Origin of the sequence: Streptomyces sp. NBC_00273, from assembly GCF_036178145.1 — a bacterium.
Taxonomy (GTDB): Bacteria; Actinomycetota; Actinomycetes; order Streptomycetales; family Streptomycetaceae; genus Streptomyces.
In genome coordinates this window covers 6384475-6398670 of the sequence record NZ_CP108067.1, presented here as the reverse complement: position 1 = coordinate 6398670, position 14196 = coordinate 6384475, and the positions used below count along the sequence as shown (strand labels likewise).

Here is a 14196-nt window from a genome sequence, read left to right as displayed (position 1 = left end):
AGACCGAACTTAGTCCTGAACGGATCACGTCGGCAGGGTGAACGGAACATCAGGCTGACAATGGCCGTTGCACCTTGATCGACTGTAGGAGGCCGATCGCCACCCACACCGCGAACATCGATGATCCTCCGTACGAGACGAACGGCAGTGGGAGCCCGGCCACCGGCATGATCCCGAGGGTCATCCCGATGTTCTCGAAGGACTGGAAGGCGAACCAGGCGATGATCCCGGCGCACACGATCGTCCCGTACAGCTCGGTGGTCTCCCGGGCGATCATGCAGGCCCGCCACAGGATGACGCCGAGCAGCAGCAGGATCAGCCCGGCTCCGACGAAGCCGAGCTCCTCCCCCGCCACGGTGAAGACGAAGTCGGTCTGCTGCTCGGGCACGAACTGGCCGGTGGTCTGCGAGCCCTTGAAGAGCCCGGAGCCGGTCAGACCGCCGGAGCCGATCGCGATGCGCGCCTGGTTGGTGTTGTAGCCGACGCCCGCCGGGTCGAGCTCGGGGTTGGCGAAGGCCGCGAAGCGGTTGATCTGGTATTCGTCGAGGACGCCGAGCTGCCATATCAGGACGGCACCGCTCGCGCCGGCTCCGAGCAGGCCGACCACCCAGCGGTTGGAGGCGCCGGAGGCCAGCAGCACGCCGAGCACGATCACGATCATGACCATCACGGAGCCGAGGTCGGGCATCAGCATGACGATGCCCATCGGGGCCGCGGCCAGGCAGAGCGCCTTGACGACCGTGCGGTTGTCGGGATGGGCGAGGTCACCCGCGTCCACCCGGGTGGCCAGCAGCATCGCCATCACCAGGATGATCGTGATCTTCACGAACTCGGACGGCTGGAGGGAGAATCCGCCGCCGATGACGATCCACGCGTGGGCGCCGTTGATGGTGGCGCCGAGCGGGGTCAGTACGGCGAGGATCAGCACCAGGGAGAGCCCGTAGAGGATCGGCACGGCGCCGCGCAGGGTGCGGTGGCCGAGCCAGATCGTGCCGATCATCAGTACGAGGCCGATGCCGGTGTTCAGGGCGTGCCGGGCCAGGAAGTAGTACGGGTCCCCCTGGTTCAGCGTGGTCCTGTTGCGGGTCGCCGACCACACCAGCAGGGCGCCGATGCAGGAGAGGGCGGTCGCGGAGAGGAGTATCGGCCAGTCGAGCCGGCGCACCACCGAGTCGCGGGCGGTGAGCTTGGCCATCGCCCCGCGCTCGGGCGCGTACCGGGAGACGGAGAACTTGTTGGCGGTCTGCATGTCTTCCCTTAGTCCTGGCGAGCCGCGGGCGGTGCGGGCGGCCCGGCGAGCACGGCCGGCTCCAGATCCTCCGGGGACGCCGGCACGTACGGCCGGATCTCCGGGGGGATGATGGAGCCGTCGGGCTCGATCCGGGGCAGCTTCGCCTCGGGGCCCAGCAGCAGGGCCTTCTTGAGGTCCTGCTTCCCGTCCATGGTCAGACCGTAGATGGCGTTGTAGAGGTTGCGGACGGCGGGGCCGGAGGCGCCGGAGCCGGTGCCGCCCTGGGAGATCGTCATGACGATCGTGAAGTCCTTGGTGTAGGTCGCCAGCCATGACGTGGTCTGCTTGCCGTAGACCTGGGCGGTGCCGGTCTTGGCGTGCATCGGGATCTTGTCCATCGGCCAGCCGCCGAACCGCCAGGCGGCGGTGCCGCCGGGCTCGACGACCGAGCGCAGGCCCCCGTCGAGGTCGCGGATGGTCTTGGCGTTGATCGGCAGCCTGCCGTGTGACTGGGGCTTGATCATCTCGATGTGCTTGCCGTCGGGGCTGATCACGGCCTTGCCGACGGTGGGGTTGTAGAGGGTGCCCCCGTTGCTGATGGCGGAGTACGCGGTGGCCATCTGGATGGGGGTGACGAGGACGTCGCCCTGGCCGATGGCGAAGTTGATGCTGTCGTAGGCCTTCAGCTGGTTGCCTTCGAGGCAGCTCTCGTAGGCGATCTGCTCGACGTAGGTGCCGCCGCGCTTGCCCTGCTTGCACCAGGCGTTCTTGTTGGCCTTCCAGAAGTTCTGCTTCCACTTCCGGTCGGGGATCCGGCCGGTGACCTCGTTCGGCAGGTCGATCCCGGTCTCGGAGCCGAGTCCGAACTCGCGGGCGGTCCGGTAGAACCAGTCGTGGGCGTCCTTCTTGGGGCTGAGGCCGCCGTCGCGCTGCCACTCCTTGTGGCCCAGGGCGTAGAAGACGGTGTTGCAGGAGAACTTGAGGGCGTCCCCGAGGGTGATCGGGCCGTGCCCCTTGGACTCGAAGTTCGCGAAGCTCCGGCCGCCGAGGCTGTAGGAGCTGCTGCAGTTGTACTTGTCGTCGAACTTGTAGCCGGCCCGGACGGCGGCGCTCGCGGAGACCACCTTGAAGATGGAGCCCGCGGGGGCCATGCCCTGGATGCCCCGGTTGAGCAGCGGGTAGTTGGAGCCCTTGCTGGTGAGCTTCGCGTAGTCCTTGCCGGAGATGCCGCCGACCCAGGTGTTGGGGTCGTAGTCGGGCTGGGAGGCCATCGCGACGATGCGGCCGGTCTTGGCCTCCATGACGACGACGGCTCCGGAGTCGGCTTCGTACTTGCGGCCGGTGATGTTGTCGGTCTCGTTGCGGACGACCTTCATCGCGTCCTGGAGCTCGTACTCGGCGACGGCTTGGACCCGGGCGTCGATGCTGGTGACGAGGGTGGATCCGGCCACGCCCGGGTCGGACTTGGTCTGGCCCATGACCCGGCCGAGGTTGTCGACCTCGTACGAGGTGACCTCCGCCTTGCCGCGCAGCTGCCTGTCGTAGGTGCGTTCGATGCCGGAGCGCCCGACCTGGTCGGAACGCAGGTGCGGCGAGTCGGAGTCCTTGGCCTTCTGGATCTCCTCGTCGGTGACCGGCGAGAGGTAGCCGAGCACCTGCGCGGTACGGGCCCCGCCGGGGGCCGGGTAGCGGCGGACGGCGGTGGGTTCGGCGGTGATGCCGGGGAAGTCCTCCGGGCGTTCGCGCAGCTGCAACGCCTGCTGCGTGGTGGCTTCGAGGGTGACCGGGATCGGCTGGTAGGGGGAGCCGTTCCAGCAGGGCGCGGGGGTCTGGGAGTCGCAGAGCCGGACCTTGTCCATGACCTCCTTGGGGGTCATGTCCAGGACGTCGGCGAGGCGGGTCATGACGCCCTTGCCCTTGTCCTTCATCTTCATCAGCGCGGTGCGGCTGGCGGAGACGACGAGGCGGGTCTCGTTGTCGGCGAGCGGGACCCCGCGGGCGTCGAGGATGGAGCCGCGCACGGCGGGCTGGACGACCCGCTGGACGTGGTTGCTCTTCGCCTCGTGGTAGTACTCGTCGCCGTTGCGGATCTGGAGGTACCAGAGCCGCCCGCCGAGGGTGAGCAGCATCGAGAGCACGAGCACCTGGATCATGACGAGCCTGATCTGCACCCGGGAGGTTCGGCCGGTCTCCGGAACGTTGGTCACGACTCCTCCTCCCTCACAGCTTTTTGACGCTCTTCACACCCTTGACCGCCTTGACCCCCTTTATACGGACGGCTTTGTTGGCCCGCGAGCGCGCGGTCTTCAGGCGCAGGCCGCCGCGCTGGCTGCCGATGCGCAGGCCCGTTCCGCCGGCGAGCCAGCCGGCGGAGACGTCGGCGGCCTTGTTGGCGGGGCCGCCGCCGGCCTCGACGGCCATCGGGTCGTTCTCGGCGCGCCGGGCCAGGGCCATGATGAACGGCACGGTGAACGGCGCGAGGAGCAGGTCGTAGAGGGTCGCGGTGAACAGCAGCCCGGTCAGGCCTACGTGGCGGGCGGCGGTGTCGCCGACGAGGGCGCCCACGCCCGCGTAGAGCAGGGTGGAGCCGATCGCGGCGGCGACGACGGTGAGCATCGGGCCCCAGGCGGAGCGGTACCGGCCGCCGTCGGGGCGGGTCAGCCCGGCGACGTAGCCGATGACGCACAGCACCAGCGCGTACCGCCCGGCGGCGTGGTCGGCGGGCGGGGCCAGGTCGGCGAGGAGACCGGCGGCGAAGCCGATGAGCGCACCGCTGACGTGCCCGTACACGAGTGCGAGCGAGACGACCGTGAGGAGCAGCAGGTCGGGCACGGCGCCCGGCAGTTGGAGTCGGCCCAGGACGGTGACCTGGATGACGAGGGCGACCACGATGAGGGTGGCCGAGAGCAGGATCCGGTTGAAGCGCATGCGTGGTCTGCTCCTAGTCGTCGGCCGGCTTGGCGGGGGCGGACCCGGACGGGGTGACCGTGACGGTGACCGTCGGGGTGGGCTTGGGGGCCTCGGGCTTGGGCGGCAGGACCGCGTCGCGGGGGTCCTCGCGCGGCGGCATCACCACGACGCCGACGATGTCCAGGCGCGAGAAGCCGACGAACGGACGCACCCAGACGGTGCGGGTCAGGTCGCCGCGCGAGGGGTCGACCTTGACCACCTCGCCGATCGGCACGCCGGGCACGAAGGGCTTGTTGCCGCGCGAGCCGAAGGTGACGAGCCGGTCGCCGGGGCTGACCTTGGCCTTGCCGTTGAGCATCTGGACGGACAGGGCGCGGTCGCCCTGGCCGGTGGCGAAGCCCAGTTCACCGGTCTTCTCCAGACGGGTGCCGACGGTGAAGTCGGGGTCGTTGGCGAGGACGACGGTGGCGGTGTCGGGTCCGACGGTGCTGACCCGTCCGACGAGTCCGTCCCCGTTGAGGACGGTCATGTCGCGTTCGATGCCGTCCTTGCTGCCGGCGTCGATGGTGACGGTCCAGGAGAAGCCCTGGGCCGCTCCTATGGCGATGACCTCGGCGCCCTTGATGCCGTACTGCCCGGCACCGGCCCGCTTGAGCATCTCGTCGAGCTCGTGGATGCGGCTGCGGGTCTGGTCCTCGCTGCCCAGCTTGGCCTTCAGCGCCGCGTTCTCGCGTTCCAGGGTGGCGACGCGGTTGTGGCGCTCGCCGGACTCCCTTACCGCCCCTATGGCGTTGGCGACCGGGTCGACCGCGGTCGCCACACCTTCCTCGACCGGGCCGAAGACCGCTGCGGCGGCCTGCCGGGCACCGTCGACCGGCGACTCCTCGCCTGCCCTGATGTCCACCGTGATCAGTGCGAACGCGATGGCGATCAGAAGCACCAGGAGCAGCCGGCTTTCTCGTGTGTCCCTCACGTGCGGCGGCCGTGCCTTCCTCGTCGGATTTCTCTTTTGCCTGTATATCAACGATCCGCCGCACGGGCCCGGTAGCACCCGTACGGCGGATCCTTGTGTTCCGCATGGCCCCTCCGGCAGGGAGGGGCATCTGTCAGCGACGGGGCTGGGCGTCCAGGACCTGCTGGAGGGCCTCGAACTCCTCGACGCACTTGCCGGAGCCGAGCGCGACCGAGTCGAGCGGGTCCTCCGCGATGTGGATCGGCATGCCGGTCTCCCGGCGCAGCCGCTCGTCGAGGCCGCGCAGCAGGGCGCCGCCGCCGGTCAGGACGATGCCGCGGTCCATGATGTCGCCGGAGAGCTCCGGCGGGCACTTGTCGAGCGTGGTCTTGACCGCGTCGACGATGGAGTTGACCGGCTCCTCGATGGCCTTGCGCACCTCGGCGGCCGAGATGACGACCGTCTTGGGCAGGCCGGAGACGAGGTCACGACCGCGGATCTCGGTGTGCTCGTCCTTGTCGAGGTCGTACGCCGACCCGATGGTGATCTTGATCTGCTCGGCCGTGCGCTCACCGAGGAGGAGCGAGTACTCCTTCTTGATGTGCTGGATGATCGCGTTGTCGAGCTCGTCGCCGGCCACCCGGATGGACTGTGCCGTGACGATTCCGCCGAGGGAGATGACGGCGACCTCCGTGGTGCCGCCGCCGATGTCCACGACCATGTTGCCGGTGGCCTCGTGGACGGGCAGGCCCGAGCCGATGGCGGCGGCCATGGGCTCTTCGATGATGTGCACCTGGCGGGCGCCGGCCTGCGTGGACGCCTCGATGACGGCGCGTCGCTCCACTCCCGTGATGCCGGAGGGAACGCATACCACCACGCGCGGGCGGGCCAGGTAGCGGCGCTTGTGGATCTTGAGGATGAAGTACCGGAGCATGCGCTCGGTGATCTCGAAGTCGGCGATGACGCCGTCCTTGAGGGGCCGTACGGCGACGATGTTGCCGGGCGTGCGCCCGATCATCTTCTTCGCTTCCGAGCCGACCGCCAGGATGCCACCGGTGTTCGTGTTGATGGCGACCACGGACGGCTCGTTCAGGACGATCCCCCGGCCCCTCACGTACACCAGCGTGTTGGCGGTCCCGAGGTCGATCGCCATGTCACGGCCGATGAACGACATTTTGTTCCCCTTGTTCCCCATGAGGAGCGTCTGGCCTTCCAGTTGATAGCGGCTGCTGTCAGGTCGGCGAGGTGGGTGTGTGGGTGGAGGCCCCATCGTAGTGCCGCAAGTACGAAGACCGCGCGACGGGACTCCGGCAATCCCGCCGGAATGGATCCCCGCCCCCTTAGTGGTGACGACGTGTCCTGCCCAGGCGTTCCCGCTGCGACCCGGAAATACCGTAGGGCGACCGAAATTACTTCGGTCGCCCCAGGTCGTGAGCGCTATTCGGCTGATGTTCCGTCAGGAAAGAGTGCTCAGAGCGCCGGGAAGAACAGCTTCAGCTCACGCTCGGCGGACTCCTCCGAGTCCGAGGCGTGGATCAGGTTCTCACGCGTGATCGTGCCGAAATCACCCCGGATGGAGCCCGGCGCCGCCGCGATCGGGTCAGTGGGTCCGGCCAACTGGCGGACACCCTCGATGACCCGCTCGCCTTCGACCACCAGGGCGACGATCGGGCCGCTCGCCATGAAGCCCATGAGGGGCTCGTAGAACGGCTTGCCCTTGTGCTCGCCGTAGTGCGCCTCCAGGGTCTCCTGGTCCAGCGTACGCAGCTCCAGTGCGGGGATGGTCCAGCCGGCCTTCCGCTCGATGCGGCCGATGATCTCGCCGACCAGACCACGACGGACGGCGTCGGGCTTGAGCAGGACGAGGGTGCGCTGGGTCATGTTGCGGCTCCTTGCGGCAAACGGGTGCGGTAGGGCGAATCTACAGGGCCGATCAGGGGACCCGTCACGCAGCGTCAGGCGCCCCGGGTGCCCCCTGCGCCTCCTGGGCGGCCGCCCAGCGCGCCTTGATCGTGTCGATCTTGCGGCCGTAGTGCACGGAGCACCACCACAGCCCGGCGAACACCGCGCCAAGGAAGAACATCGTCGGCACGACGAACCCGCTCACGATCAGGCCGATCTGCAGGGCCCAGCCCAGCTGGACCGCCCCGGGACGCGACAGCATCCCGCACAGCAGCACCGACAGCAGCATGGTGATCCCGCACACCGTCCAGACCGTGGCCTGGGTCAGATCGGGGTCCTTCATCGCCACCAGCCCCGCGAAGCCGATCACGAAGAACTCGCCGATCAGCGTGCTCGCACACAGCGTGCGCATCCCTCAGCCCCTCTTCAGCAGCAGGCGGGCCTCGCCCACCGTGATCACGGAACCGGTCACCAGGACCCCGGCCCCTCCGTATTCGGCCTCTTCCTCCGCCAGGGTGATCGCCGCCTCCAGGGCGTCGTCCAGTCGCGGCTCCACCTGCACCCGGTCCGCACCGAAGACCTCGACCGCGACGGCCGCCAGCTCGTCCGCGCCCATCGAGCGGTGACTGGAGTTCTCCGTCACCACCACCTCCGCGAAGATCGGCTCGAAGGCCTCCAGCACCCCGCGCACGTCCTTGCCCTCGCTCGCGGCGACGACCCCGATCAGCCGGCTGAAGCCGAAGGACTCGGTGACCGCCTCCGCGGTGGCCGCCGCACCCGCCGGGTTGTGCGCCGCGTCCAGGACCACCGTCGGGCTGCGCCGCACGACCTCCATGCGGCCCGGCGAGGACACCGAGGCGAAGGCCTTGCGCACGGTGTCCAGGTCCAGGACCCGGGCGTGCTCCTGGCCGATCCCGAAGAAGGCCTCGACGGCGGCCAGCGCCACCGCCGCGTTGTGCGCCATGTGCGCGCCGTACAGCGGCAGGAAGATGCCGTCGTACTCGCCGCCCACACCGCGCAGCGTCAGCTGCTGGCCGCCGACCGCGACCTCGCGCGAAACGACGCCGAACTCCATGCCCTCGCGGGCCACGGTCGCGTCCACCTCGACGGCCTTCTTCAGCAGCACCTGCGCCGCGTCCACCGGCTGCTGGGCCAGGATCACGGTCGCGTCCTGCTTGACGATGCCGCCCTTCTCCACGGCGATCTCACCGGGCGTGGAACCGAGCCGGTCGGTGTGGTCCAGGCTGATCGGGGTGACCACCGCGACGGACGCGTCGATGACGTTGGTCGCGTCCCAGCTGCCGCCCATGCCGACCTCGACGACGGCCACGTCCACCGGGGTGTCCGCGAAGGCCGCGTAGGCCATTCCGGTGAGCACCTCGAAGAAGGACAGCCGGTACTCCTCGGCGGCGTCGACCATCTCCACGTACGGCTTGATGTCGTGGTAGGTCTCGACGAACCGCTCGGCGGTGATCGGCGCCCCGTCGAGGCTGATCCGTTCGGTGATCGACTGCACGTGCGGGCTGGTGTAGCGCCCGGTGCGCAGCTCGAAGGCGTTGAGCAGGGCCTCGATCATGCGGGCCGTGCTCGTCTTGCCGTTGGTTCCGGTGACGTGGATGGACGGGTACGCGCGCTGCGGCTCGCCCAGCACGTCCATCAGCGCCGCGATCCGCGACACCGAGGGCTCCAGCTTGGTCTCGCCCCAACGGGTGGCGAGCTCCTGCTCCACCTCCAGCAGCGCCTTGGCGACCTCGGGGTCGACGGGCCGGGCGGGTACCGGGTCGCCCTGGGGCGGTCCGGCCTGGGCGCGCAGGGTGCGGCTACCGGCCTCGATCACCGCCAGGTCGGGGTCGCGGTCGGACTCTTCCGCCACGATCTGGTCGAACTCGTCGAAGGAGGCGGCGAGGTCGTCGTTGTCGTCGCGGTCGTGGCTCTCGGGCTGCTGGTCACTCACAGGGCCAGTCTACGGACGGGGACCCGGGGGACTTTCGGCCCGGCCGTTTCGGGACCTCCGGCGCCAGGAGCGACCGGATCGTTATGCAAGCCTTGCGGCAGGAGATAGGGGAACAAATGCCGCAGGCCAGCAGCAACAAGACGACATCCAGCCGCGACATAGGGATCGACCTGGGCACCGCCAACACCCTCGTCTACGCACGGGGGCACGGGATCGTCCTCAATGAGCCGTCCGTGGTCGCCGTGCGGGCCGGCACCACCACCGCCCTGGCCGTCGGTACGGACGCCAAGGAGACCATCGGCCGCACCCCCGGCTCCATCACCGCGATCCGCCCGCTCAGGGGCGGCGTGATCTGCGACTACGAGGCCGCGGAGGAGATGATCCGGCACTTCGTCCGCAAGGTCGTCCCGGGCCGGCGGCCCCGCACCCGGATGGTGATCTGCGTGCCCTCCGGCGTCACCCCGGTCGAGCGGCGGGCCATCGTCCAGGCGTCCACCCGGGCGGGAGCCAGGGTCGTGCACCTGATCGAGGAGCCGATGGCCGCGGCGATCGGAGCCGGGCTGCCCGTGGCCGAACCCCGCGGCTCCATGGTCGTGGACATCGGCGGCGGCACCTCCGAGGTCGCCGTCATCTCCCTGGGCGGCATCGTCACGTCCCGGTCGCTGCGCGTCGGCGGGGACCGGCTCGACGCGGCGGTCATGGACCACGTGCGCAAGGAACACGGGCTGCTCATCGGGGAGCGCACCGCCGAGGACGTCAAGGTCGCCGTCGGATCGGCCTGGCCGGTCCCGGACCGGCCGGAGCTGGAGACGCGCACCTTCACCGTGCGCGGCCGCGAGAAGGTCGGCGGCATGCCCAAGACCCTCCGGCTGACCGTCCAGGACGTCCGGGCCGCGCTCGACGAACCGATCGAGGCGATCATCGCCGCCGTCCGCACCACCCTGGAGGAGTGCCCGCCGGAACTCTCCGGTGACGTGATGGAACACGGCATCGTGCTGACCGGCGGCGGCGCCCTGCTGCCCGGCCTGGACCTGCGGATGGCTTCCGCAACGGGCATCCCGGTCTTCGTCGCGGACGACCCGCTGGACTGCGTGGCGCTGGGCTCCGGCCGCTGCGTGGAGGACCTGGACACCCTGGGCGGCCTGCTCGCCCCGGCGCGGGGCTAGGTCGTCGAGCGATGACCTAGCCGCGCGGGAGGGTGGCGACGACCTCGTACGAGTTCCGCGTGCGCGTCGTCGTCAGGGTCCCGCCGAGGCTGCGCACGCGCTCGGACATGCTCGCCGTGCCCGAGCCCGCCGAGACGGGGGCCCGGCCCGGGGTCCGGGCCGGCAGGGCGTTGCTGACGGCTATCCGCAGCCGCGGGCCGTCCGCCGTGATCGACACGTCGATGGTCTCCCCGTGCGCGTGCTTGGCGGCATTGGTCAGGCACTCCTGCACCACCCGGTAGACCGCCGCCTGCCGCAGCGGGGAGAGCCCGTGCACGTCCTGGTCCATCGCGAGCCGGACGGGCGAACCGGCCCGCCCGCTCTCCTCGGCGAGCGCCGGCAGCCCGTCCACACCCGGCGTCGAGGCCCGCTCCCCGCGCTGCACGATGATCTCGTTGAGCACCAGATGGGCCCGCCGGGCGGTGTCGGCCAACTCCTCGAAGTCCGGCCCGTACGCCGTCTCGCGCGCCCGCATCGACAGCACCTCGGAGCGGACCGTGAGCAGGGTCAGCTCGCGCCCGACGAAGTCGTGGACGTCACGGGCCACGGAGGTGCGCTCCTGCTGGACGGCGTGGAGCACGGCCGACTCGGCCCGCCGGGCGGTCAGCTCCCCCACCAGGTCGTGCCGGTAGGCGGCGATGCCCACCGCGGAGGCGAGCACCCCGATGGGCACGACCACGCTGAGGAACCCGCTGAGGGTCTGCCCCGCGGGCTCGGGCCAGCCCGGGAGGACGAACATGACCAGCGCGAAGGCGACGTAGCCGAGTGTGGCGAGGATCCCGGCCCGGCGCCCGCGGTAGCGGCCGACCGAGTAGAGGGCGAACTGGATCAGGGTGAGCTCGTGCAGCCACCCGATGAACAGCAGCGCCGCCAGGTACGAGATCCAGGGCTGTCGGCGGCGCACCAGCAAGGTGGTGCACCCCAGGGCGAGCACGACGGCGGCGGTCGGCCCGGTCAGCGAGTTGTCGGCGGCGGCCAGACCCGGAAGGTCGAGGGCCATCAGGCCGAGGCAGCCGAGCGCGGTGAGCGCGTCCACGGCCCGCGGCGACCCGGCCCAGCTCTCGGTGTGCCGGCGGCCGGAAGCCACCAGCCGGTCGAAGGCCGGGACGACGGGCTTGACGCGCATGCCCTCCATCATCCGTGGTCAGCGCTTCGGTTCGGATCACCGGGAACCGAAAAAGTAGTGATTTAGGGCACTTCGGACAGTCTCCGCCGTGACGCCGGCTCCCGCACGGGGAAGGGGCACGGCGAAGGCCCCCGCGGCGACCGACGGCGCGGGGGCCTTCTCCTGTACGTGCGTACCGGGTGCTAGGCGGCCGGCAGGCCGTCCAGCTGCGCCTGGAGTCGGGCGATGTCCGCCTCGGCCTTGGCGAGCCGGCCCTTGATCTTGTCCACGACGTTGTCCGGAGCCTTGGCGATGAACGCCTCGTTCCCGAGCTTCGCCTCGGCCTGCTGCTTCTCCTTCTCCGCGGCGCCCAGGTCCTTCGTCAGGCGCTTGCGCTCGGCCGCCACGTCGATGGTGCCCGACAGGTCGAGCGCGACGGTGCCGCCGGCGACCGGGAGGGTCGCGGTGGCGCTGAAGGAGTCACCCTCCGGCTGGAGGCGCAGCAGCTGCCGGATGGCCGCCTCGTGGGCGCCCAGCCCGGTGGCGCCCAGCTCCAGACGGGCCGGAACCTTCTGGCCGTCCTGCAGCCCCTGCTCCTTGCGGAAGCGGCGGACCTCGGTGATCACCGACTGGACGGAAGCGATCTCCGCCTCGGCGGTCTCGTCGCGGAAGCCGCCCGGGGCGTCAGCCCCAGGAACGGACACGCTCTTGGGCCAGTCGGCGATGACGAGGGACTCGCCGCCGGTCAGCGTGGTCCACAGCGTTTCGGTGACGAAGGGGACGACCGGGTGCAGCAGCCGCAGCATGACGTCGATGACCTCGCCGAGGACGCGGCCGGAGACCTTGGCCTGCTCGCCGCCCGCGAAGAAGGTCGTCTTCGACAGCTCGACGTACCAGTCGAAGACCTCGTCCCACGCGAAGTGGTAGAGCGCCTCGCTGAGCTTCGAGAACTGGTAGTCCTCGTAGTACGCGTCGACCTGCGCGACCGTCTCGTTCAGCCGGGACAGGATCCAGCGGTCGGTGGCCGACAGCTGCTCGACGGGCGGCAGTTCGCCCTCGATCGTGGCGCCGTTCATCATCGCGAAACGGGTGGCGTTCCAGATCTTGTTGGCGAACTTGCTGGAGGCCTGGACCCAGTCCTCGCCGATCGGGACGTCGATGCCCGGGTTGGCGCCGCGGGCCAGGGTGAAGCGGACGGCGTCGGAGCCGTACTTGTCCATCCAGTCCAGCGGGTTGACCACGTTGCCGAAGGACTTCGACATCTTCTTGCCGCGCTCGTCACGGACCATGCCGTGCAGGGCGATGGTGTGGAACGGCGGGGTGCCGTCCATCGCGTAGAGGCCGAACATCATCATCCGGGCGACCCAGAAGAAGAGGATGTCGTAACCGGTGACCAGGACGGCGTTCGGGTAGAACTTCGCCAGGCTGTCGGTCTGCTGCGGCCAGCCGAGCGTGGAGAACGGCCACAGGCCCGAGGAGAACCAGGTGTCCAGGACGTCGGTGTCCTGGGTCCAGCCCTCGCCGGTGGGCGGCTGCTCGTCCGGTCCGACGCAGACGACCTCGCCGTTCGGGCCGTACCAGACCGGGATGCGGTGCCCCCACCACAGCTGGCGCGAGATGCACCAGTCGTGGAGGTTGTCGACCCAGTCGAAGTACCGCTTCTCCATCTCCTGCGGGTGGATCTTGACCTCGCCGTTGCGGACCGCGTCACCGGCGGCCTTGGCGAGCGGGCCGACCTTGACCCACCACTGCATCGACAGACGCGGCTCGATGGTGGTCTTGCAGCGCGAGCAGTGGCCGACGGAGTGCGTGTACGGGCGCTTCTCGGCGACGATCCGGCCCTCGGCGCGCAGCGCGCCGACGATGGCGGAGCGGGCCTCCAGCCGGTCCAGGCCCTGGAAGGGGCCGTGGGCGGTGATGATCGCGTGCTCGTCCATGACGGCGAGGTTCGGCAGGTTGTGGCGCTGGCCGATCTCGAAGTCGTTCGGGTCGTGCGCCGGGGTCACCTTGACGGCGCCGGTGCCGAACTCCGGGTCGACGTGCTCGTCCGCGACGACCGGGATGCGCCGGCCGGTGAGCGGCAGCTCGATCTCGGTGCCGACGAGGTGCTTGTAGCGCTCGTCCTCGGGGTGGACGGCGACGGCCGTGTCACCCAGCATCGTCTCGGCGCGGGTGGTCGCGACGACGATGGACGCGTCGCCCTCGCCGTAGCGGATCGAGACGAGCTCGCCCTCGTCGTCCTGGTACTCGACCTCGATGTCGGAGATCGCGGTCAGGCAGCGGGGGCACCAGTTGATGATGCGCTCGGCGCGGTAGATCAGCTCGTCGTCGTAGAGCTTCTTGAAGATGGTCTGGACGGCTTCGGAGAGGCCCTCGTCCATGGTGAAGCGCTCACGGGACCAGTCGACGCCGTCGCCGAGGCGGCGCATCTGGCCGGAGATCTGACCGCCGGACTCGCCCTTCCACTGCCAGACGCGCTCGACGAAGGCCTCCCGGCCGAGGTCGTGGCGGGACTTGCCCTCCTTGGCGAGTTCGCGCTCGACGACGTTCTGGGTGGCGATGCCGGCGTGGTCCATGCCGGGCTGCCACAGCGTCTCGTAGCCCTGCATGCGCTTGCGGCGGGTGAGGGCGTCGATCAGCGTGTGCTCGAAGGCGTGGCCCAGGTGCAGGCTGCCGGTGACGTTGGGCGGCGGAATGACGATCGCGTACGGAGGCTTCTCGCTCTTGGCGTCCGCCTCGAAGTAACCGCGCTCTACCCAGCGCTCGTAGAGCTTCCCTTCTACCTCGGCCGGCGCGTACGTGGTCGGCAGTTCGGAGGTGGGGCTGCTGGGTGTCTGCGTGTTCTCGGTCACGGGGCACAGTTTAGAGCGGTAACAGTCCAGTCATGAAACCGGTATTCCCCGGGCCCGGCGCCCTTCCCGCGGCTGGCTTCCGTCA

At 69.8% G+C, this 14196-nt stretch carries 11 protein-coding genes; 1 reads left to right on the top strand and 10 read right to left on the bottom strand.

The features are described from left to right. Nucleotides 1–49 precede the first annotated feature (49 nt). The 8 genes from rodA to folC all read right to left on the bottom strand — a co-directional run bounded on the left by rodA (nt 50) and on the right by folC (nt 8949). On the bottom strand, nt 50–1249 hold the full coding sequence (rodA, locus tag OG386_RS28305; RefSeq protein ID WP_328790446.1) for a rod shape-determining protein RodA: 1200 nt from the start codon (nt 1247–1249) through the stop codon (nt 50–52). An 8-nt stretch (nt 1250–1257) separates the two neighbouring features. After that, a complete protein-coding gene (gene mrdA / locus OG386_RS28300; RefSeq protein ID WP_328790445.1) occupies nt 1258–3438 on the bottom strand; it encodes a penicillin-binding protein 2 in 2181 nt (726 codons plus the stop codon). 13 nt (nt 3439–3451) lie between these two features. Then, nucleotides 3452–4159, bottom strand: coding sequence for a rod shape-determining protein MreD (gene mreD, locus OG386_RS28295; protein ID WP_327385418.1), 708 nt, complete (start codon nt 4157–4159; stop codon nt 3452–3454). Between the two features lie 13 nt (nt 4160–4172). After that, a complete protein-coding gene (mreC, locus tag OG386_RS28290; RefSeq protein WP_328790444.1) occupies nt 4173–5114 on the bottom strand; it encodes a rod shape-determining protein MreC in 942 nt (313 codons plus the stop codon). 133 nt (nt 5115–5247) lie between these two features. Beyond that, nucleotides 5248–6267 (bottom strand): rod shape-determining protein, encoded by a 1020-nt coding sequence (locus OG386_RS28285; RefSeq protein ID WP_030008578.1) that lies wholly within the window; start codon nt 6265–6267, stop codon nt 5248–5250. Nucleotides 6268–6563: 296 nt separating this feature from the next. After that, nucleotides 6564–6974, bottom strand: coding sequence for a nucleoside-diphosphate kinase (gene ndk, locus OG386_RS28280; RefSeq protein WP_030008577.1), 411 nt, complete (start codon nt 6972–6974; stop codon nt 6564–6566). A 64-nt stretch (nt 6975–7038) separates the two neighbouring features. Then, the gene (locus OG386_RS28275; RefSeq protein ID WP_030008576.1) at nt 7039–7407 is read right to left on the bottom strand and encodes a DUF4233 domain-containing protein; all 369 of its coding nucleotides are present in this window, start codon (nt 7405–7407) and stop codon (nt 7039–7041) included. A gap of 3 nt (nt 7408–7410) precedes the next feature. Further along, entirely contained in the window at nt 7411–8949 is a 1539-nt protein-coding gene (gene folC, locus OG386_RS28270) for a bifunctional tetrahydrofolate synthase/dihydrofolate synthase (protein ID WP_405787229.1), read from the bottom strand. A gap of 116 nt (nt 8950–9065) precedes the next feature. On the opposite strand from folC, the gene OG386_RS28265 reads away from it, so the two are divergent. Then, complete coding sequence (locus OG386_RS28265) at nt 9066–10115, top strand: rod shape-determining protein (protein ID WP_328790443.1); 1050 nt, start codon at nt 9066–9068, stop codon at nt 10113–10115. 16 nt (nt 10116–10131) lie between these two features. Here OG386_RS28265 and OG386_RS28260 read toward each other — a convergent pair whose 3' ends face one another. Both OG386_RS28260 and OG386_RS28255 read right to left on the bottom strand, forming a co-directional pair. Then, entirely contained in the window at nt 10132–11280 is a 1149-nt protein-coding gene (locus OG386_RS28260; RefSeq protein WP_328790442.1) for a sensor histidine kinase, read from the bottom strand. 182 nt (nt 11281–11462) lie between these two features. Next, a complete protein-coding gene (locus OG386_RS28255) occupies nt 11463–14111 on the bottom strand; it encodes a valine--tRNA ligase (RefSeq protein ID WP_328790441.1) in 2649 nt (882 codons plus the stop codon). Nucleotides 14112–14196 lie beyond the last annotated feature (85 nt).

Coding starts and splice junctions, on each gene's coding strand:
- rodA (WP_328790446.1), bottom strand. CDS start 1,249: ATGCAGACCGCCAACAAGTTCTCCGTCTCCCGGTACGCGCCCGAGCGC.
- mreD (WP_327385418.1), bottom strand. CDS start 4,159: ATGCGCTTCAACCGGATCCTGCTCTCGGCCACCCTCATCGTGGTCGCC.
- OG386_RS28285 (WP_030008578.1), bottom strand. CDS start 6,267: ATGTCGTTCATCGGCCGTGACATGGCGATCGACCTCGGGACCGCCAAC.
- ndk (WP_030008577.1), bottom strand. CDS start 6,974: ATGACCCAGCGCACCCTCGTCCTGCTCAAGCCCGACGCCGTCCGTCGT.
- OG386_RS28275 (WP_030008576.1), bottom strand. CDS start 7,407: ATGCGCACGCTGTGTGCGAGCACGCTGATCGGCGAGTTCTTCGTGATC.
- OG386_RS28265 (WP_328790443.1), top strand. CDS start 9,066: ATGCCGCAGGCCAGCAGCAACAAGACGACATCCAGCCGCGACATAGGG.
- OG386_RS28260 (WP_328790442.1), bottom strand. CDS start 11,280: ATGCGCGTCAAGCCCGTCGTCCCGGCCTTCGACCGGCTGGTGGCTTCC.